Annotated in this window: 16 protein-coding genes; 6 read left to right on the forward strand and 10 right to left on the reverse strand. The window is 44.1% G+C overall.

Annotated features, from left to right (window positions below; translation table 11 throughout):
* Nucleotides 1-65 precede the first annotated feature (65 nt).
* Both helD and ED652_RS12730 read left to right on the forward strand, forming a co-directional pair.
* On the forward strand, nucleotides 66-2,141 hold the full coding sequence (gene helD / locus ED652_RS12725) for a DNA helicase IV (protein WP_122055068.1): 2,076 nt from the start codon (nucleotides 66-68) through the stop codon (nucleotides 2,139-2,141).
* A 109-nt stretch (nucleotides 2,142-2,250) separates the two neighbouring features.
* A complete protein-coding gene (locus ED652_RS12730; protein ID WP_099166598.1) occupies nucleotides 2,251-2,601 on the forward strand; it encodes a VOC family protein in 351 nt (116 codons plus the stop codon).
* A 120-nt stretch (nucleotides 2,602-2,721) separates the two neighbouring features.
* Here ED652_RS12730 and ED652_RS12735 read toward each other — a convergent pair whose 3' ends face one another.
* Nucleotides 2,722-3,177: a methylglyoxal synthase gene (locus ED652_RS12735; RefSeq protein ID WP_017105060.1), complete on the reverse strand. Its 456-nt coding sequence runs from the start codon at nucleotides 3,175-3,177 to the stop codon at nucleotides 2,722-2,724.
* A gap of 60 nt (nucleotides 3,178-3,237) precedes the next feature.
* Nucleotides 3,238-4,266 (reverse strand): TMAO reductase system periplasmic protein TorT, encoded by a 1,029-nt coding sequence (torT, locus tag ED652_RS12740; RefSeq protein ID WP_065105438.1) that lies wholly within the window; start codon nucleotides 4,264-4,266, stop codon nucleotides 3,238-3,240.
* A 93-nt stretch (nucleotides 4,267-4,359) separates the two neighbouring features.
* On the opposite strand from torT, the gene torS reads away from it, so the two are divergent.
* Nucleotides 4,360-7,365, forward strand: a complete 3,006-nt coding sequence (gene torS, locus ED652_RS12745; protein ID WP_122055069.1) for a TMAO reductase system sensor histidine kinase/response regulator TorS — start codon at nucleotides 4,360-4,362, stop codon at nucleotides 7,363-7,365.
* Nucleotides 7,366-7,541: 176 nt separating this feature from the next.
* Here the strand turns inward: torS and ED652_RS12750 are convergent, their stop codons facing one another.
* The 3 genes from ED652_RS12750 to ED652_RS12760 form a co-directional block, all read right to left on the reverse strand.
* The gene (locus ED652_RS12750; protein WP_122055070.1) at nucleotides 7,542-9,896 is read right to left on the reverse strand and encodes a fatty acid cis/trans isomerase; all 2,355 of its coding nucleotides are present in this window, start codon (nucleotides 9,894-9,896) and stop codon (nucleotides 7,542-7,544) included.
* A 143-nt stretch (nucleotides 9,897-10,039) separates the two neighbouring features.
* Nucleotides 10,040-11,704 carry a VRR-NUC domain-containing protein gene (locus ED652_RS12755; RefSeq protein WP_122055071.1) on the reverse strand — a complete coding sequence of 555 codons (1,665 nt, stop codon included), beginning with the start codon at nucleotides 11,702-11,704 and terminating at the stop codon, nucleotides 10,040-10,042.
* A 57-nt stretch (nucleotides 11,705-11,761) separates the two neighbouring features.
* Nucleotides 11,762-13,000 carry an OFA family MFS transporter gene (locus tag ED652_RS12760; RefSeq protein WP_065105442.1) on the reverse strand — a complete coding sequence of 413 codons (1,239 nt, stop codon included), beginning with the start codon at nucleotides 12,998-13,000 and terminating at the stop codon, nucleotides 11,762-11,764.
* A 594-nt stretch (nucleotides 13,001-13,594) separates the two neighbouring features.
* On the opposite strand from ED652_RS12760, the gene ED652_RS12765 reads away from it, so the two are divergent.
* Nucleotides 13,595-13,975: a hypothetical protein gene (locus tag ED652_RS12765; protein ID WP_017105054.1), complete on the forward strand. Its 381-nt coding sequence runs from the start codon at nucleotides 13,595-13,597 to the stop codon at nucleotides 13,973-13,975.
* Nucleotides 13,976-14,148: 173 nt separating this feature from the next.
* Here ED652_RS12765 and ED652_RS12770 read toward each other — a convergent pair whose 3' ends face one another.
* The gene (locus ED652_RS12770) at nucleotides 14,149-14,493 is read right to left on the reverse strand and encodes a YajD family HNH nuclease (protein WP_004730279.1); all 345 of its coding nucleotides are present in this window, start codon (nucleotides 14,491-14,493) and stop codon (nucleotides 14,149-14,151) included.
* Between the two features lie 275 nt (nucleotides 14,494-14,768).
* Between ED652_RS12770 and yghU the strand changes: the two genes are divergently transcribed.
* Both yghU and ED652_RS12780 read left to right on the forward strand, forming a co-directional pair.
* Nucleotides 14,769-15,626 carry a glutathione-dependent disulfide-bond oxidoreductase gene (gene yghU, locus ED652_RS12775; RefSeq protein ID WP_122055072.1) on the forward strand — a complete coding sequence of 286 codons (858 nt, stop codon included), beginning with the start codon at nucleotides 14,769-14,771 and terminating at the stop codon, nucleotides 15,624-15,626.
* 177 nt (nucleotides 15,627-15,803) lie between these two features.
* Nucleotides 15,804-16,127 carry a DOPA 4,5-dioxygenase family protein gene (locus tag ED652_RS12780; RefSeq protein ID WP_122055073.1) on the forward strand — a complete coding sequence of 108 codons (324 nt, stop codon included), beginning with the start codon at nucleotides 15,804-15,806 and terminating at the stop codon, nucleotides 16,125-16,127.
* 126 nt (nucleotides 16,128-16,253) lie between these two features.
* On the opposite strand, the gene ED652_RS23775 is transcribed toward ED652_RS12780, so the two are convergent.
* From ED652_RS23775 to ED652_RS12795, 4 genes are all read right to left on the reverse strand, one after another.
* Nucleotides 16,254-16,406: a hypothetical protein gene (locus ED652_RS23775; protein WP_009844874.1), complete on the reverse strand. Its 153-nt coding sequence runs from the start codon at nucleotides 16,404-16,406 to the stop codon at nucleotides 16,254-16,256.
* 76 nt (nucleotides 16,407-16,482) lie between these two features.
* Nucleotides 16,483-17,775 carry a sensor histidine kinase KdpD gene (locus ED652_RS12785; RefSeq protein WP_122055074.1) on the reverse strand — a complete coding sequence of 431 codons (1,293 nt, stop codon included), beginning with the start codon at nucleotides 17,773-17,775 and terminating at the stop codon, nucleotides 16,483-16,485.
* Nucleotides 17,772-18,446: a response regulator transcription factor gene (locus tag ED652_RS12790; protein ID WP_102361020.1), complete on the reverse strand. Its 675-nt coding sequence runs from the start codon at nucleotides 18,444-18,446 to the stop codon at nucleotides 17,772-17,774. Before ED652_RS12790 ends, ED652_RS12785 begins: the two co-directional genes overlap by 4 nt.
* Nucleotides 18,447-18,454: 8 nt before the next feature.
* A complete protein-coding gene (locus tag ED652_RS12795) occupies nucleotides 18,455-19,366 on the reverse strand; it encodes a sterol desaturase family protein (protein ID WP_122055075.1) in 912 nt (303 codons plus the stop codon).
* Between the last annotated feature and the right edge of the window lie 11 nt (nucleotides 19,367-19,377).

Below are 19,377 nucleotides of genomic sequence, written 5' to 3' on the forward strand. Positions count from 1 at the left end.
GACATTATTAATTCTCACAACATCATGATATAAATTCAATATTCCCAATAAGAGAGCACGCTCCAATGCAGCTAAGCGCTAACAAGACTGCACAGTTTTTTATCCAAAATGAATATCATCAGGTAGAACTTGATGGCCCACGTCTACTGTTGTCTTCAGTTGGCAGTGAAGAACGTATCCCGTTTACTATTTGGAGTGGCAAGATCGCAATAAAGCGCGGCTTGTTTTGGGGATCGTTGCAGTTTTTTGCCAATCAACAAGATGGCAAACAGCGTAGCTGGTTAGTACAAGGTCTACCTTGGGAACAATGCCGTCAATTTGCGCGAGCATCGGTTGCCGCGTATCAAAAATGGCACGACACACAATGTGAACAGTTGGCTGAGCACGTTCCTCAATGGGAAGCTGAATTGACACGTCTTGAGCAACTTCCTGCCTTTCTTCCTCACTCTAAAGTGAACGTCTGGGTCGATATGGTCAATTCTGGTTTAGAAAACATGAATATGACTTTAGAAGAAGCCGCTCAGCGCATGCCCAAACGCGTTGCGAGAATGCAGCCATGGTTATCTGAAACTGAAATTAAGCAAGCTGACAGGAACCAGCAATGGCTAGAGAATGAAAGAAAGAACTGGGAAGTGTTATTTGCTCAATGTGAGTCGTCTCCATTGAATTTGTCGCAGCAATATGCGGTTTTGATGAACGATGACCATAACTTGATTCTTGCGGGCGCAGGCTCGGGTAAAACCAGTGTTTTGACGGCGCGTGTCGCGTACTTGTTGCAAAGCCATCAAGCGCAAGCTGAAGAGTTATTGTTGCTTGCCTTTGGTCGTGAAGCGGCTCAAGAAATGAAACAACGCCTCGATAGTAAAATTGGTTTGTCAGCAGAGAAGGTACAAGTCAATACTTTCCACCAGTTAGGTTTGAAGATCCTAAATCAGGTTGAAACCGAACGTGTTGTTATCTCTCCATTAGCCTTAGATGATAATCAACGCCAAGCATGGTGCATTGATTGGTTGAAGAAGCACTGGATGACACCGACCAACTTCAAGCGTTGGCAAAAACACTTATCTAAATGGCCAATCGCTTATTTAACGGGTGATGATGAACTCGGAAGCCATGTTTCAAACCTGAAGCTTATAGGTTGGTTAGAGAAGCAGCTTGAGCAGTTGAATGCTTCAGGTTTATCGAAGAAAGAAGTGCAACAGCAGCTTATCGATCATAGAGATTACACGCGCCTTAATAGTGAATTATCACTGTGTTGGCCTTGTGTGACCGCATGGCAGAAAGCGTTAAAAGAAGAAAATCATATCGACTTCTCGACCATGATCAGCCGTGCGACTCAATATGTCGAGAAGGGCAAGTTTGTCTCTCCTTGGAAGTTCATCATGATCGATGAATATCAAGATATCTCGCCAGACCGTTTAGCCTTGGTTGAAGCCTTGTGTAATCAATCTAAAGCCGAGCATCAAGCTTCGATTTTTGCCGTGGGTGATGATTGGCAGTCTATTTATCAATTTGCTGGAGCGGATGTTGATTTAACGACCGGCTTTAAAGACAGGTTTGAAAGTTCGACGATCCACCACCTCGATACCACTTATCGATTTAACAATCAGTTAGGTGCGGTTGCGAATCGCTTTGTGCAAGAAAACCCGATTCAATTACCAAAAGATCTGAACAGCTTCAAGCAACAGAAACAGAAGGCGGTTTACAGTACCTCAAGCAAAGATATTGAGAAGATCCTCGATCAGCTGAACCGACAAGCAAAAGGCAAAGCCAATAAGTCTGTCATGCTGCTTGGGCGTAATCACTATCACAAGCCAGAGCTACTGGAAGACTGGAAAAAGATCTTCACATCCATTGACCTGAAATTCATGACTTGTCATGCGAGTAAGGGTAAAGAAGCCGACTTTGTGATTATACTTTGTGTAGACGAAGGTCAATTCCCAGCGAAGAAGAAGCAACTCCATATTGATGGTGCTCTGACGGAATCGTCAGATGTCTTCCCTTATGCGGAAGAGCGACGTTTGTTTTACGTGGCAATGACGCGCGCGAAAGAGAAGGTTTGGATTACCCATAGTGGTGATGGTTCGGGCTTCGTACAAGAACTGCATGGTTCTGATTACCCCGTTGTTCGTAAAAAGTGATGCCACTTGACGTAACTGTCTAAGATTAGATCTTCAAGCCCGCACCTATTCTAATTAGGGCGTAAGCTATTATCATTAGGAAAAAGCTATACAGCAGAAGGAATCCGCTATGGAACACGGCTCTATTAACTACATTGAATTTGCAGCGCGAGACATCGCCGCAACTAAGACGTTTTTCAGCCAAGTGTTTGATTGGGTCTTTGAAGACTATGGCCCCGAGTATTCAGCTTTTGAAGCTAAAGGCTTAATGGGCGGTTTCTATTTAGCGGATTTAGCGTCTAATGCTGAAAGTGGTGCTGCGCTGATGGTTTTCTATAGCCAAGATCTTGAGCAAACCGAGCGCGATGTAATTGATGCCGGTGGTCAGATAAACCGCGAGATCTTTAGTTTTCCCGGTGGCAGACGTTTCCATTTTAAAGAGCCAAGTGGCAATGAGATGGCGGTGTGGAGCGACAAGTAGAGGAACCCACTACACTGTCTATGATTGAATTGTTTAATGTCTGAAAACGAGACATAAAAAAGCCTGCGATAAAATGCAGGCTTTTTAGTCTGTTCAGTAGAGAGCACATTTAACGTGCGATTACGTGCGCTCTGCTAGGTACGCTTCGTAGTCTGGGATCTCGATGACCACTTCTTCTTCAAGCAGTGAAGAGTTAAATAAGAAGTTAGCGGTAGCGCGGTTGGTTGCCACTGGGATGTTCCAAACACTTGCGATACGAAGCAATGCTTTTACGTCCGGGTCGTGTGGTACGGCATTCAATGGATCCCAGAAGAAAATCATCATATCGATTTTGCCTTCAGAGATAAGCGCACCCAGTTGTTGGTCACCGCCCATAGGGCCGCTAATCATGCTCTTAATCGCTAAGCCTGTTTCTTTACTGAGTAGAGAACCCGTTGTGCCCGTTGCATAAAGGAAGTGCTTTTGTAGTTTTTCTTTGTTCTCTTTGACCCATCTTAGTAGCTCAGGTTTGAAATGGTCATGAGCGACCAAAGCGATATTCTTATGCGTTGGCATAGTACGCGTTGTTTTTTGCATGAATGTTCCCTAAATGATTGTTTCGTTTTTATTGTTTTGAGTTCTTCAGCCAATATAGCACTAAGGATTCACACTGAATACCGGACGAAACTCAGAAGGTGACAATGAGTCGGCGATAATTTGATCTTTGAGCGTTGCAGGTGTCAGTGCTTCGATAGTGGGTGCACTGTGTATCTCATATGGTTGATCGCGTAAGTAACTGACGGCTTGTTTTACGGATAATCGACCTTGTTCAACCATTTTGTCTGTTGGTGCAAACAACACCTTGTTACGTAGTAACCCTCGATAAGTTCCATGACTCAAGTAACTTGAGATCAAACCTATTTCTTCGGTTTTTCCCGCCGCTCTCAATTCACTAATCGCCGCTTCGATTGCGACAGCACTGCCAACAATATATTGAATATCAGGCTCATCAATCACTTGTTGCACAAGGTTTCTTTGCAGTTCTTTATCGTTATCTGCCCAGTAACTGACCTCAATCTCCACGTCGCTCGACTTTATTGCGTCATAGAACCCTAATGCTACAGGCTTTGTGCCTCCACTAGACTGAGGGCCGAGAAGCAGGGCGATGGGTGTTTTCCCAGAACCTTTTGGATGCCGCTTAGCTAAAAACTCACCGACTTGAAATCCCATCTCATACCAATCAACACCGACTGTACCTTTGAGCACTTTTTGCTGCTCTTTGCTAACGGTTAGTTCATTAACAGTGGCGAAAATGGGTGTATTCCCAACCCAGTCAGAGAGATTATCGTGATAAGCATCAGGAGATACAGTACCTAATATAATGGCGTCAGCACCCCATTTAGTACAAAGCACAAGCTGAGAGGCTTGCTTACCAATGTTTGGGTATCCGCCTGCTTCTAATACTCTTAATTCAACCTGCTGTTTTTCCGCCTCAGAGACCATACCGTAATTGACCGATAGCCAATATGAGTCTTTCAGGTGTGGATAAATGGCGCAGATTTTCTCTTTGTTAGGTTTAGAGTCTGACGTTTTTTCTGAGTTCATTGGGTCATCGGCATGTGCTGAAGAAGCCATGATAGCCAGTAACGAAAGAAGACATTTAGAAGCAAAGGGTTTAGATAGCATGAATTGCCGTTTTATTGGTTTTAGATAAGAAACACTGCAAAATATAGCGTATTCTGCATGGGTAAAGAAGAACGTTTTTAAGGTTTAGGGTATATGTTGTTAGCCACAGCAAGTATTGGACGCAAGCTACTCGCCTCATTTTTAGTGATGGCATTACTGGTTCTTTTGTCTGCATTGATTGGTGTTTCTGGATTCAGTTTCGTTGCAAAAACAGAGAGAAACGTTGTTGATTCAGCGTTACCCGCGATGATTGAAGCTCGTCAGGTTTCTGAATTGAGTAATCGTATTATATCGTCTGTGCAAACACTCTCTAGCGCGAGAAGCGAAGCCGAAAGAAAAAAAGCGGGCACGATACTGTTTGACCAACTGGAGTCACTTCTTCAGCACATTAAAGAGTTGGGTGTCGATAGCTTCGACTCCAAACTTCTTCAGAAACTTGAGAATAACGTTCAGAGCGTCATCAATACACTGGCTGAGTTAGGGGTTTCCGTCGAGCGAAAGCTATGGCTGACCAAGGAACTTTCGTCACGCGTAGAAGAAATGCGTTTGCTTGCTGAAGAACTTGAACAGTTAACTCGCACACAAGTTCTTAATACGGCTACCATTGCGGTTGCTAATGTCACACATATCTATGACCTGCTGGAAACCAAAGAAACCGACAAGGCTTATCAAGCACTAGATGCGTTGGTTGAAGTCGACCTCGACTTATCTGAGCGCTTGCACGAATTACATCTGTTAGCTTTCAAAATGCTTAATCAAATCGAAGAAACTCAGACCGTCACTAACGTTGAGCGTATTCACCAGATTAAAACGGAATTCGAAGCGAACCTCAGAATCATGGCGCGCCGTGTTAAAGCGGTCGAAGACCCAACTCGCTCTGCTCAAATGTCTCAGCTTCTTGAAGAGTTACAACGACGTCAGGTCGTGTTTGATATCTCTTTAGAACAGTACGAAAACACGCAAAAGTCTGAGTTCTTAATGCAGAATACTTTGCAGTTGTTCTCCGAACTCAACACTACCGTCAACCAGCTCGTTGATGACTCCAACTTGAGTACGAAAAAAGCGGTTGATGAGTTAACGTCGACCTTGAATCTGGCTCAATGGTCGTTGTCGGTTATCTCTCTTGTGGGTCTTATCATCGTCGCGTTTATTGTGTGGCGAGTGGTTTATATTTCCGTGGTGAAACGCTTAGGTGAATATTCGATAGCCCTGATGTCGATTGCTCAAGGGCGCCTCAATATCGATATTTCAGTTAAGGGTAACGATGAACTTGCTCACATGGGTGAAGCCATTATTACCGCGAGAAATACTGCGCAAGCCTTGCAAGTGGTCGCGGTTGGTGAAGCGAAAGCAAAACGAGAACTCGAAGAGCATAAAGAACACCTTGAGGAATTGATCACCGAGCGCACTTATCAACTACAAGAAACCAACGAAAAGTTGAATGTTGAAGTTGGGAACCACGCTAAAGCTCGCAGTGCTGCCGAGCAAGCAAGCCGCGCTAAATCTGCTTTCTTGGCTACCATGAGTCATGAAATTAGAACGCCGATGAATGGTGTTCTGGGTACCGCGCGACTGCTCAAAGATACGGGGCTAGACCCTCTGCAGTCGGGTTATGCCGATATCATTAATCGCAGTGGTAAGAACTTACTGGCAATCTTGAATGATGTTCTTGATTACTCAAAAATTGAGGCTGGGCACCTTGAAATTCGCGTCGCTTCATTCGATTTGCATCAGATGGTTCAAGACACCTACCAATTAATGGAGGGCCGAGCAAGTGAGAAGAAGCTAGACTTTAACTTCCATATCGAAAGCGATGTTCACCGTTATTGGCGTGGCGACGTGACACGAATTAGTCAAATTTTGAACAATCTTGTCGGTAATGCCATCAAATTTACAGACAATGGTGCCGTTGATATCTTCATAAGTTTGGATGTCGAAGACGAAAATCGAGTTATGTTTGAGGTATCTGACACTGGTGTCGGTATCCATGAAAGTGAACAGAAGTGCCTGTTTGATGCATTTAGCCAAACCGATAGTGGTCGTAATAAAACAGGTGGTACTGGGTTAGGTCTCGCGATCAGTAAAAGCGTTATGTTGGCTATGAATGGTGATATTGGTGTTCACTCCGAAGAAGGTGAGGGCAGTCAATTTTGGTTCTCTCTACCATTGCAAGTGGGTGAGAAAATAGAAACCAAAGTTGTGGCTGTTGAAACCTGTATTCGCGCCAAGGTACTGTTAATTGAGGATAACCCGGTTAACTGCATCGTTGCGGAAGGGTTTTTACATAACCTAGGACATGAGGTTGTTATCGCAACAACGGGCCAAGAAGCTCGGACTATTTTTAGCGAGCAAACTTTCGATATTGCCTTAGTCGATATTAACCTTCCTGACTGTGATGGCGTTGAATTAATCCAACAACTGAAAGAGATTGTTGTGATTTCAGCAGATGTTCCAGAACAGTATACACCGCCTATGGTTGCCGTATCCGCTCATGTCTTTAACGAGGAAGTTGAGAGCTATTTAGCGTCTGGATTTGATGGGTTTCTACCTAAACCGTTGGAAAAAGAGGCGCTGGCTCAACTTATTGTGAACCAACTCGATGGCAAGACTTTGCTACTGCCACAACCCGATCCAGACGATTCTATATGCAGTAAAAATAACAATGCTCGTAAGAATAAAGGTAACGAGTTGTATTCATCTCAGATGGCGAGTGTCGTTTCTGAGCTAGCTACTCAGGCTTCGCAAACAGAAGAGCAAGGAGAGATTCCTGTGAAATTGATTGATTCCAATGTCATCAAAGGTGACTTGTCCATTCTCGGCTTAGAAAAAATGAAGCAGATTGTGGGGCTATTTGAAGAGAGTAGCCGCGTTACTTTGCGTGAAATGCTCGAGGCGAGTGATTCTGATAATGGGCGTGAAGTGAAGTCTCTTGCCCATAAATTGAAAGGGTCAGCGGGCAGTTTAGGTTTGTTGCAACTTTACACGGCTTGCCAAGTCATAGAGGCAAGCTCAGAACCATTGCAGCAGTACAGAGAGAATGCAGACTCTTTAGCTGAACTCACGAAAGATTCATTAATTGCACTCAAGCAGCATGTTTGAATGACCTTTAACAAGTAACTAGATATGAGCGAGTAGTCACTTATTTGAAAATCACCGGTTAATGCTATCGAGCTTTTTCCGACTTCGAAAAAACGCCTCTGACGGGTTATCCGTTCAGAGGCGTTTTATTTGAGCAAGCAATGACATGTTCGTTGCTGTTGTTCTGTATAAGACGACTATCTATTTTCGAAACGGTTGTAATCTAACAAGCCGTATTCTATCGGCTGATCTTGCTTGTACCAGCGGTGTACGCGATCACTGAAAGGCCAGAACTCACTTGAGCTGCGTCGTACTGCAAACTTGTCGAGCATTGCGACGTAATCTTCTTCAGACTTAAGTCCTTGCAGTGTTGATACTAGAGTCGGTATTTGTTCTTCAGTTAAAGACAAATAAGCCGCTGGGTAGCTTCCGACCACGCCTCTCACTATCGTTAAATCATCATTGACGTAATCGCGGTTCGCTTCTTCATCAAACAGGCTTGAGATGTTGGTGTGCGCGTTGTTGTGGATAACAGTGAACAGCTGATCTTGACCGTTTTTACCTTCAATCATCATCATTATCAGTGGTGGGAAGTGACGTAAACCTTCGCCTCGCACTTGGCTGACTTGTCGAAGCAATGCTTCATTTTTCTGACTAAAACCCGTGTCGACTATGTCGAAACGGTCATTAAGGACAGGCTCAAGTTTATCTTTGATCATATTCAGCAGTTCACGCTTAGGATCCGCAGTCTTGTAAATCACGTTGGTCGGTTGCGCGAAAGGTGCAATGTTGCGTTGCAAGAAGTCGCTCAGCTGAACACTTTGATTTTTGTACCAGCTGGAATGTTCAACGTGTCTGATGTCTTTTGGCAGTAAGGTTAAGAAATTACTTTCGCCTTCAAGACGCAAGAAATCCATAAACATACGAGTCATCAGCTGGTGGCCAAAATTGCCGTAAACGTCAAAACCTGCGACAAGCAAATAGTGAATACGTTCTAATAGTGCATAGTCTAAAATCCATGCGGTTTTAGGTTGAGGTCCAACTAAACCTTGTACAACTGAGGCGCTGTCAAAGTGTCTGAAAATGGTGAGCGCAGCATTAGCATTAGTGCCGTTGCCATCCCAGATGATGCCTGTATCTAGGTTTACGCCACTCTCAAACCATTTATTGGTAAAGTCGGATTTCGCATTCAGGTACCGTGCTTGCTGCTTTGCGTATTTCACCCAATGCGTCACTGGAACCGTATTACTTTTAAGCTCACTAGGCAGTTTTAAGTTCTTTTTCTGGCTTGCATAAAACGCGTTGATCTCTGGTACGTTTGCTTTGTCCGGGTCAATGAAGACAATCCAGAAGCGATCATTGATAACATTAAGTGCCAGTTGCCCTCTACATACAGGGCCTTTGATGAAAGCCATGATGGTGTTCTGCGCGTTATCCAACATGAAGTTAAAACGGGAATTCACAGGAAGTGAATCAAATGACGTCATCGGATTTGCCGCGACATCAATGTCGTAGCTAGGCAAAGCTTGAACCTGATAATTCGCATCTACAAACCACGTGTTCCACTTTTGTAGTCGCTCATCATTTAAGGCAAATGGCATGTGTGTTTTATCGACAGTTGAACCTTGTTCTGGAATCAAACGGTAATACACTCGATCAACGTTTGGATCGTCGTAAGGGCGTCGTGTGCTGATTCGCTGAACCGCTTCACCAGGAGGTGTTGCTGAGCGAACAAGGGTGAAGAAGCGCGTTGGCTGAGCTAAATCAGAGAAATACAGGTGTGACAAAAACAGGTGCTCATAGATGTAGCGAGCAGAAAGCTGGCTTCGGTTGTCACTTTTATTTAGGAAGCTTTCATAAACATCAACCAGTGCCTGTTCGGCATCGTTGAGAGGGATATGGTCGTTCATGAGCGCGCCATTTTCTAGCCAGCTCATTAAGGTCGCGTATTCCGTTTTATCCAAGTTCGGCATGCCATAAGGCATTCCCCAAGTTGGGTAATCACTTTCGTATTGAGCATATTCTTCAATGGTCGGGCACTGCTGGTCACGGTCGGTTGAAAAGTCGAAACCTTCAAGTTGCGTCTGATCGGGAAGAGGGTGGTTCTCTTTTTGGATTAGCAGTCTAGAAACCAATCCAGCATCGAGGTTTGCGGTTGAATTCTGCATACGTTCATTCAATACCGGGTGGAAATCTGCGTCACGCCACTCTTGCGTCGTGATCGCATCTTCAAACAAACGGGTAGGTGCAGACGCTGTTAAACGTGTGCCTTGGTAGACGAGTGCTTTGCTTGCACCTCGGTCTATACCTTCGACTGAAGACATCTTTAACTGGCAGGGCGCGTCGTAGCAAGCGTGACAAACTACGCAGCGGTTATCAATAATGGGCTTTACTTCGTCGATGAAATGCTGTGCTTGGGCTGAGAGAATAGGGGCCTGACGATCACGCACTTCTTGTTTACCGAATAGCTCATCGAAGTTAAGACCAGCGTAAACGGCACAACCTGAGAAGATGCTAACAAAAGCTAAAATGAAGAGTTTTTTCAGATTCATACGTATTTAAAGATTAGGCATTTTCTCTAATTATATCGAAAATGATTGAAAATGCTCATGTTCTAACGTTTTTATAGACAACATATTAATAGGATTGAATAACGTAACCTTTCGAAGCGCTTGCCATACTGGCGAGTAAAGCGTTACTGATTAACGTAGCAAACCGAGAATGGAACAGACAATCGCTCAAACTCTTTGATCCATCGCCACTGGTTATCTTGCAATTTATCGCCGGGCCCTTTGACCTCAATCCAATGAAATTCATCGTCCTTGAACGCAATCAAATCCGGCATCCCAGTTCTAAATAGCTTTAGGTCACTCAATATCACTTTGAATAGCTCGACGATTAAGGCGTTGGGAATGGAGTCGATGCTGTGTTCTATGAGTGTTTTGGGAAAATGATTCCAATGAACAAAAGGGTTAGCAATACCGTGTTTTTGGTCGTAGATATCAAGCAATTGATTTAGCCCTTGCTCGGATATGGTTTGAAACACAGACGGGATCTGTTCAACTCGCTTGTCTACGAAATCTGAATGGTACAGATCCAGGGGGCGATGTTGGTAGCGATTGATAAATGCGCCCTCAACGTCTGCGAAAATCACTTCCCAAAAGGCTAAGCCAAACAACCCACATAAAAAGCTGTTCTCTGAAAAGTAGACTTCCCAACCTTGGTTCTCAAAATACTGCTTCACCGCAAGCTCGACTCGCGTTTGGCTGAGGTCCAATTCCAGTCTCATCTCTTTGCAGATCGGCTTTATGGTCCGTGAAATTTTGTCCCCTTGTTTCCGTAGTAGCCTATCTTCAAGCTTAATCGCGACTTCCAACTCTGACACATCCGATGGAGTAGCTTTCATTTGCGTGACAATGTCACACATTAAGTTTAGCTCGTCTTGCTTGTCATAGATGCGCGCAAGTCGTTCTCTGCTCGGAGGAAGTACGGATTGTTTGAACCAAAAGACCGCTTGGTCGTTTTGGTTGAGCCTTTCTAGATCGCGTGCAATAACGTTGATCAAACGTGATCGTTTTCTGGCTATGCTCTTGTGCTCCGATTCAGCGGGTATCGATTGCAAAAGAAGTTTAAGAAACTCTGGGTCTTTACGGTCGCCCTCAGAATATTGATGTTGAATATCACGTATCTGGAGCAGTTGATTGAGCTGTTCTTTGGAGGTGAAGAAACGACGCTGTTTGCTTAACGGATAGTTTTCGAAGGTGTTGAGTCCAAGATCGCTAAGAACGAATTGGCTTAGATCTTGATAAGTATTGGCAAAGAACAGTAGCAGCAAGATATCAATAACTTCAGATTCGACAACGTAAATACAATCGAACGACAAGTTTTGAAACTGATCAAAAGGCTGGTGATCGAGCAAAGCCAAGAGTTCGTCTTTCTTCGCTGTATTATTGTTCTTAAGAGACGGGAATGCGCTGAACAGCTCTGGTTTAGTCAGTAGATGCAACCCTAATTCGAGATCGCTAATGACGAGGTTATGTTGTTCAGTTGGGTGACTTAACGTAATGAAGTTCGATGCGTTTAGCTCTTGCAGGGCGTTTTTCAGATCTGGAATCTCAGTATAGTCGAGCTTATCACTTCGAAACCAGCAGCCCTTGCGAGAAAGCAAACGAACTATTAAACACTGGCTTGCAACCGAAAGACGTTTGTATTCCGACAACCAACGGCATTCATCGTCACTCAGAAGATCGGGATAGAGTGTTTGAGCGTGTTCAATCAGTCGATTAAAGTTGTCGAGATAATAAGTAGGGGAGAGCTGAGGAGTGGTTTCTATCGTCAATGGGTTAGTCGCTTGATACAAAAAGAGCCTAACCCTAAGGTTAAGCTCTTCAGTAACAAATTCAATCTTTTCTGACGATTAAGCTTGAGATGCTTTTAGTTCAGAAACTTTAGCTTCTGAGATTGGCTTCGTGATGATTGCTAGAACAATACACACGGCCATCATAGCTGCAGAGATTGTGTAAGCTAGGCTGTAACCTTCGCCATTCGTCATTGAGTAACCAACAACCGCTGCGCCGATAGCACCACCGATACCCCATGCCGTGTAAAGCACGCCGTAGTTAGTACCGTAGTTTTTCAGGCCGTAGAATTCAGCAGTTAGTGTTGGGAATACTGCTAGAAGCGTACCGTAACCAACAGCTGCGATAGCCGTACCAATGATTAGCGTGAATTCAGAGTTGAACGTAGCGAATAGAGCCATGTTCGCGCCTTGAAGGATGAATGCTAGAAGTAGAGTACGTACGCCGCCGATTTTATCTGCAAGCATACCCGCAGCAACACGGCCGCCTGAGTTGAATACAGCAAGGATAGACGCTAGGTAAACCGCGTTTGGTAGGTTCGCTTGAACGCTAGCAATCGTAGTGATGTTACCGATGATCATAAGACCAACAGAAGCAGCAAATGCGTACATGATCCATAGAGAGTAGAACTGAGGAGTCTTCAGCATTACTTTCCACGTTAGGTCTTCAGTCTTCTTAACCGCTTTAGGTGCTTGGCCTTCTTTTACTTTAGGCTCAGCTGGCGTGTAATCCGCTGGTGGGTTGTTGATCGTTGCCGCTAGAGGTACTGCGATTGCAAGTACACCAACACCAAGAATCATAAAGCTTGTTTGGATACCCATGCTATCGATTAGCGCAGAAGTTAGTGGTGCTAGGTAAATAGCAGCAAGACCGAAGCCAGCAGCGATTAGACCGTTAACCATACCTTTCTTAGAAGAATGGAACCATTTCATTGCTGATGGAGAAAGACATGCGTAACCGAAGCCGATACCAGCACCTGTCATCACGCCAAACGTTAGGTTTAGCATCATAGGAGTCGTAGCGAAACCAGAAGCAATCATACCTAGGCCAGTAAGCGCTGTACCAAGAATAAGGATCTTACGTGGGCCCATACGGTCTTGAAGGATGCCTGCAACAAGAAGACAAACAGAGAATGTGATAGTTGCAATAGCGTAAGGTGAAGATGCTTCAGCAGCACTCCAACCAGCTTCAGTCACTAGCGCCTTGTTAAATACACTCCAAGCATACAGGATGCCAAGACAAAGGTTGATACAGAAGCCTGCTAGCAGGATACGTGATGCTTTATCAATCTTGCTCATTTTTATTCTCAGTTTTGTCGTTGGTCAGTGGTGAGCCACTTAACTAAAGACGGGTTATTGTGATTGTTTCTTCAAAATTAGTTTGCGTTTATCAACAGACAGCGCAAAAGAGCGCGGATTATAACCAATAAAAATGTGATTGGAATCTCTTTTTCCATTTTTGGTAAATAAACTCAAACTTGTTAATGGGTTGTTTTTTATTGGTTTTGCAATTGTGTTTAATACCTTTCTATTTTGTTCTTTTTCGCATGACGGGCTTATTTTTTAAGGGGTTCTTCGATAAGTATTTCTGAATGGCCACGTATTCCGTGCGGATATCACAGAGTTACGAATTATTTTAAATATTTTCTAAGGTTAATTTTGTGTAACAAAATAAATCAAAATACCGCTTTGTCCATATGAGACAAGGAGTAACGGAGTTTTATTAAAAACAAAATGTTAACCAGTTGTTACGGTTGGTTTTTGGTAGTACCTTTGCTTACATTTTGTTCGATTAGAGGGGTTGTGTTGTTGAGAAAAAGTGGGAAAATAGTACGCAAACTGAGATTCCAAATTTGAAAGGATGCGTTTCCAACTTATGGCGAGGCGAGTATTATGAAACTGTTTTTAATTCTATTGATGTCAATTTCTGGTGGTTTAGCGGCAGCTGACCATATCCACTCTTTCTTGTTTGGCTTCTATATTGCTGCATTGGCAGTAGGTAGTTGCTATTGGTTAGCTTTCCGCAGTACGCGTTTCCCACAGTTGGCTTTAATGCTATTGATGTGTGGCTTTTTCGCGAAAATTGCAGTGACGGTTGTCGGTGTTTCTTGGGGTATCTCGAACGATATTATTCAATCGCCGTTCATTTTCTCATTGTCATACCTGTTCTTCTTAGTGGTTGTGTCTTACGTTTGGTTTACATACCGCGATAAGTTGATTTTGAAAAAACGCGCTAAGCAAGTAGAAGAGTCTCGCAAGGAAGCAGCAGCTTAATTGCAGTACTAATACAGAATTCTAAAAAGAGCTTTCTTCGGAAGGCTCTTTTTGATCCTGCCTACCTGATTTCTATTTTTGGTTATGACGGCAGATAAAAGAAACCCCAGTATGGCGACATACTGGGGTTTCTTTGTTATTCGAACGACTCGCTTTTAAAAAGAAGGAATCATTTACTTCTTCATCAACTTCGCTAGATCGGCGAAAGGGTTGTGGGTCGCTGATTGGTGGTCGTCTAAACGAGCCTTGGCATCAACACCGTAACGGTCATGATCTGTGTATTTTGAGTGTTCATGATCGTGACAGTACAAGCACAGTAGTTCCCAGTTACTGCCATCTTCAGGGTTGTTTGTATGGTCGTGATCCACGTGGTGAACGGTCAGCTCTCTTAAGTTCGAGTAAACAAATTCACGCGCGCACTTACCACAAACCCATGGGTACAGTTTTAGTGCTTTTTCACGGTAGCCTTTCTCTTGGCGAGCGTACGCTGCACTCGAGCCAGTGTAATCAGAAGACATTGCCAAATCCTTATCAATTGTAATCTCCCGATTTTATCACAGCTTTCTTTAACCTGTAGGCATGTCGTGACTAAATCATGTTTCGTACTAACCGTTCTGTGGCTTAGGTTTGATTGGGCACTTATCTTTCACGTGTGCTTTCTCATAAAGCAGGTTATGTCTTTCTGGAATAAGCCATGCTTAACAGTTTGAAAAGAAATTGTATTTAGGGGTTTTAACCAAGGGAGCGTGACCTAATATCAGTTAAAGCTACCCTATATTAATAAGGAAATATCATGTCAGAACAATACACACCGCCAAAAGTTTGGGTTAACGATACTGATGGTGGTAACAAGTGGGCAAATATCAATAGTCCTGAATCTGGCGCTCGTTTTGATAAAGAGCTTCCTGTTGGTGACCATGCTTTTCAATTGTATTCTCTTGGTACACCTAACGGTCAAAAAGTCACTATCTTGCTGGAAGAGTTGTTAGCGGCAGGTGTTAAAGAAGCTGAATATGATGCGTATTTGATTAACATTGGTGAAGCTGAACAGTTCTCTTCTGGTTTTGTTGGAGTGAATCCAAATTCCAAAATACCGGCACTCGTTGATAAGTCTGGTGCTGAAGACGTGAATGTTTTCGAATCGGCATCTATCTTGATGCACTTAGCTGAAAAATTTGGTCACTTCTTACCAAAAGAAGGGGCAGCGAGAACACAAACCATTAACTGGTTGTTCTGGGCTCAAGGTTCAGCACCATTCTTGGGTGGTGGTTTTGGCCACTTTTACTCTTACGCTGATGAAAAGCAAGAGTACCCAATTAACCGCTTTGCGATGGAAGCGAAGCGTCAACTAGACGTGCTAGACAAGCAACTTGCAAATAGCACTTTTGTGGCGGGCGAAGAGCTAAGCATTGCAGATATCGCGATTTGGCCTTGGTATGGCAACCTTGTGCTAGGCAAAATTTACGATGCAGCCGAGTTCCTACAGGTTGAGTCTTACACCAACGTCGTTCGTTGGGCGAAGCAACTTGAAGCTCGTGAAGGTTTTCAGCGTGGCCGAGTAGTGAACCGTTCATTTGGCGAAGAGTGGGAGCAAGTACCAGAGCGCCATTCCGCGGAAGACATTGATCGTGTTTTAAAGCTTAAGCCTTAGTCGCTTCAAAACTAACTCGCTGTACATAACTAGAGTCTGTTTTTGATTACTTCGAATAACAGACTCTAGTTTTTCTCTCTTATCGCCCCTCACCAATCAAGTTCATCTATTAAGACTTAGCTATTAAAGGCGGTTTAGGTATAAACTTGCGACATCATAATTCTAAAGGATGGTGCCATGTACCACGGTCATATCTATTTCCCTCTGCGCTTTGCAGAGCAGGCAGAAACACTGCGTCAGAAAATCCTCTCAGAACGTAAAGATGTGTTAGAGACTTTCCCATTAATACAGCGTTTGGTTGGGCCACATAAAATGCCAATGTTTGAGATTCACTTTGCGAATAAAGAGTCGGGCATTGTTGAGTGGTTGGATCAAGAGCGCGGCGATATGTCGGTGCTTATTCACCCAGTAACGGGCGGTGAAGAAACGCTAGACCACACAGTACGTGCGACTTGGCTTGGTCGTGAGCTCGGTGTATTCGAAGATACGCTGACTAGCTAATTCAACTCTGCGCCCGACAGTGAGTACCTAACAATCTAACTTAGTAACTTAGTAACTTAGTAACTTAGGTGCTGTCGGGTGTGTCAGCGCACAGCTCGTTTTGCTCATCGTCTTCTTGCCGAAATTCTAGCTTCTCCAGCTATTCCCCAGTAACAGCGATACCGCTACCGACACGCCTAATGCGATTAATATATTAGGTAAGTAAAGACCCCAAATCGCGACACAAACCGCCACGGTTACCACAGCCCACAATAGTGTTTCTAGAATCCAAGTGCCCATAACATTACTCCTAACTAGATTGTACGATTAGCATAACCAAGCAAGGGTAAACTTTTGGTCACCATCAATTAAGCATCTACAGAATTACCTTAACGTTGAACTCATTGTTGTGAGTTTCATGAGTAAACTGCCAACCTTGGTTCTGACAAACGCGATCAATGAGCTCTAGGCCGATACCAAAAGAGGTTTGCTGTTCTGAGTCGTTTGTTAGGTTTTCATCTTCCAAACGGTTGGTCAGCTCAAACTGATGTTCTGTCAGTGTGATACATATATCTCCGTTGCCACCATGTTGGAATGCATTTCGGACTAAGTTGGTGAGCACAACCTCAGTTAACTCGCGGGGAAGGGAGTGTTCGCCTTGACCGACCTTGGTGTGGATTTCTACTTCTTTGTTTTTGAGAAGGTAACGTTGGCTTTCGATAATGTTATTGAGCAGGGGAGCCAGGTTGATTTGCTCATAGTTGGTTTCCATTTCGCTATTGCGACTCATCCACAGCAGCGTTGTTACCAAGGCTTTCATGTTGGTGGCTGAGCGTTGGATTCGCGCTACCGCTCGTTGACCACTGTTAGGGATAGTTTCAGATAACCGCACCAGCATATCGCCACTGGCTGAAATAGTGGCAATCGGTGTTCTTAACTCGTGGCTAGCAGCTCTTAAGAAAAAGCTCTCACGCTCATTGGCCTGACGCTCACCTTGTACGCTCTTAACAAGCTGCGAAGCCAACTGGTCGATTTCTTTGTATCGAAACTGAGTCAGCCCTTCAGTGTTGCCCACATCCAGAGATTCAGACCATTTTGATAGCGTAATAATCGGTTTAGTAACTCGATATATCAGAAGGCGAATGATCAAGAACACCAAGAGCAATAGGAGGCCGATGGCAATGAAGGCATTGTTAATTTGGTTGACGGAATCAGGTGGGTTCAGCTCGAATAGATTCAAGTAGATGGCTTCATCGTACTCAGAAATAATATACAAAGCTTCGTCTTTACCGGAAATTTGATGTTTAGCGGCATAGAGGTATTGGCCTGAATCATTGTTAGGTGATTGCTCGTAGTGTTCATAAATCGCATCGTTATCAAACGCTTTCCAATCAAAGGTTTGTTGAAACTTAACAGGCAGCTCAGAATAGCTTAGAAAGGCTTGAAATGTCGGGTTTTGGTAGTCTGGCAGTTGCCCTGTTTCGATGTATTGCTGCTCTGCGACTTCCAATTCATACAAGAATCCATATTTTGCCGATTCATTAAGGCCAATATGGTAGCTCTGTGACACCATCAAACTGTAGATGGCCGTCAGTAGCACGACGATGCCAAATAAATAGAAGTAGATGTCGCGCTTAATACTGACTCGATTCATGTTCGCGTGTTTCATGATGGCTCCTCATGCAAGACCACACCAATACCATGAACCGTGTGAATTAGTTTTGAGTCAAAGGGCGCATCAACCACTTGTCGAAGCTTAAACAGGTGTGCTTTCACGCTGTCAGAGCTTGGCATTTCGTCTTCCCATGCTTCTTCAAGCTTGGCTTTGCTCACCACGTTAGGGCTGTTTCGCACTAACATCACAAGCATTCGCCAACATACTGGCGAGAGCTTCAATAGCTTGCCGTCTCTAAGGGCTTGGTGCTTGTCTAAGTCCAGTTTGAGATCTGCCACAGACAGCGATGTCACCGAACCTTGAGAGCGACGTATCAGCGCCATCAGCCGTACTTTCAGCTCTTCCATCGCAAAAGGCTTCACTAGATAGTCATCCGAACCGACCTCGAACCCCGCGATCTTGTCTTGTAGCGTGTCTCTTGCGGTCAACATTAGGATCGGTGTCGTGACACCTTGTTGGCGAAGTGATTGGCAGACATCAAGCCCGTCCATTTTCGGCATGTTGATGTCCGTCAAAATGATGTCATAACGCCCCTCTAACGCAAGGTTGAGTCCTGCACTGCCATTGTAGGCAAAATCGAATTCGAAACCGTCGAGTTCCATATAGTCTGCAATGGCTTCTGCTAAGTCGCTGTCGTCTTCAATCAACAGGGCGTTAATGCTCATAAGTGTCCTTACTTTGTTTCTCGTTCTCTTTTCCAAGCCCAGATAGGCGGCTGAATAAGAAGTTGTAGTCGGTAGTTCCAAGTTGGCGCGTGCCATAACTGTTGGCACAGTTTAACGTAGCCGTGGAAATATACCTTAAATGGGTTCACAGAGTTGATTCTCGGGAACACGCCATATCTGACTTCTTCCTCTTCTTTGGCGAAGGTGCCGAACATACGATCCCAAATGATAAAGATCCCAGCGTAGTTCTTATCAAGATACTGCTTGTTGGTCGCGTGATGCACTCGGTGATGTGAAGGTGTATTAAACACGGCTTCAACAGGGCGAGGTAGTCGTTTAACGGTTTCAGTGTGCAGCAGTGTTTGATAAAGCTGCACAAAGGTTTCACACATCAGCACGACAAACGGGTTAAAGCCGAGCAGAATTAGCGGCAAGTGGAAGAAGAAAGGGAAGAACCAATCCAAAGGCCCGAATCGGTAAGCGACAGAGATATTAAAGTAAGGCGAGCTATGGTGAACAGAGTGAGTTCCCCAAGCTAAACCATTACTGTGCAAGAATCTGTGTTCCCAGTAATACGCGAGATCGGCCAAGATCAAGCAACCCAGAATTGTCCAACCAGATATCGGTAGCTGAGTTAGGCTGAAATTCTCGTAGGCGTAAACAAACGTGCCCACATAGGCTAACCCGACAAAGAAAAGGGTCACCAACAAGAAGAACAAAGTGACTAAGTTAGTCGCGCTGTCTCCCAACATATTCCAGCTGAGCTTTTTCTTAAAGGCATAGCGGATAAGCTCAAAGATAAACAGAGCCAGAGCAAGCAACAGAAAATTATCATCTACCCAAGTTTCGGTTAGGATGATGCTCGTTTCTGTGAATGTTTGAGAGAGAAAATTCCCAATGCTATCCATAGTGAAATCCATAACTAAATCCT

This window comes from Vibrio sp. Evd11, from assembly GCF_900382755.1.
Taxonomy (GTDB): Bacteria; Pseudomonadota; Gammaproteobacteria; order Enterobacterales; family Vibrionaceae; genus Vibrio; species Vibrio lentus.

Excerpts from the sequence above, each read along its gene's own strand:
- yghU (WP_122055072.1), top strand. The coding sequence starts at position 14,769 with ATGTCAGAACAATACACACCGCCAAAAGTTTGGGTTAACGATACTGAT.
- torT (WP_065105438.1), bottom strand. The coding sequence starts at position 4,266 with ATGCTATCTAAACCCTTTGCTTCTAAATGTCTTCTTTCGTTACTGGCT.
- helD (WP_122055068.1), top strand. The coding sequence starts at position 66 with ATGCAGCTAAGCGCTAACAAGACTGCACAGTTTTTTATCCAAAATGAA.
- ED652_RS23775 (WP_009844874.1), bottom strand. The coding sequence starts at position 16,406 with ATGGGCACTTGGATTCTAGAAACACTATTGTGGGCTGTGGTAACCGTG.
- ED652_RS12760 (WP_065105442.1), bottom strand. The coding sequence starts at position 13,000 with ATGAGCAAGATTGATAAAGCATCACGTATCCTGCTAGCAGGCTTCTGT.
- ED652_RS12780 (WP_122055073.1), top strand. The coding sequence starts at position 15,804 with ATGTACCACGGTCATATCTATTTCCCTCTGCGCTTTGCAGAGCAGGCA.
- ED652_RS12790 (WP_102361020.1), bottom strand. The coding sequence starts at position 18,446 with ATGAGCATTAACGCCCTGTTGATTGAAGACGACAGCGACTTAGCAGAA.
- ED652_RS12795 (WP_122055075.1), bottom strand. The coding sequence starts at position 19,366 with ATGGATTTCACTATGGATAGCATTGGGAATTTTCTCTCTCAAACATTC.
- ED652_RS12765 (WP_017105054.1), top strand. The coding sequence starts at position 13,595 with ATGAAACTGTTTTTAATTCTATTGATGTCAATTTCTGGTGGTTTAGCG.
- ED652_RS12735 (WP_017105060.1), bottom strand. The coding sequence starts at position 3,177 with ATGCAAAAAACAACGCGTACTATGCCAACGCATAAGAATATCGCTTTG.
- torS (WP_122055069.1), top strand. The coding sequence starts at position 4,360 with ATGTTGTTAGCCACAGCAAGTATTGGACGCAAGCTACTCGCCTCATTT.
- ED652_RS12750 (WP_122055070.1), bottom strand. The coding sequence starts at position 9,896 with ATGAATCTGAAAAAACTCTTCATTTTAGCTTTTGTTAGCATCTTCTCA.
- ED652_RS12770 (WP_004730279.1), bottom strand. The coding sequence starts at position 14,493 with ATGTCTTCTGATTACACTGGCTCGAGTGCAGCGTACGCTCGCCAAGAG.
- ED652_RS12730 (WP_099166598.1), top strand. The coding sequence starts at position 2,251 with ATGGAACACGGCTCTATTAACTACATTGAATTTGCAGCGCGAGACATC.
- ED652_RS12785 (WP_122055074.1), bottom strand. The coding sequence starts at position 17,775 with ATGAAACACGCGAACATGAATCGAGTCAGTATTAAGCGCGACATCTAC.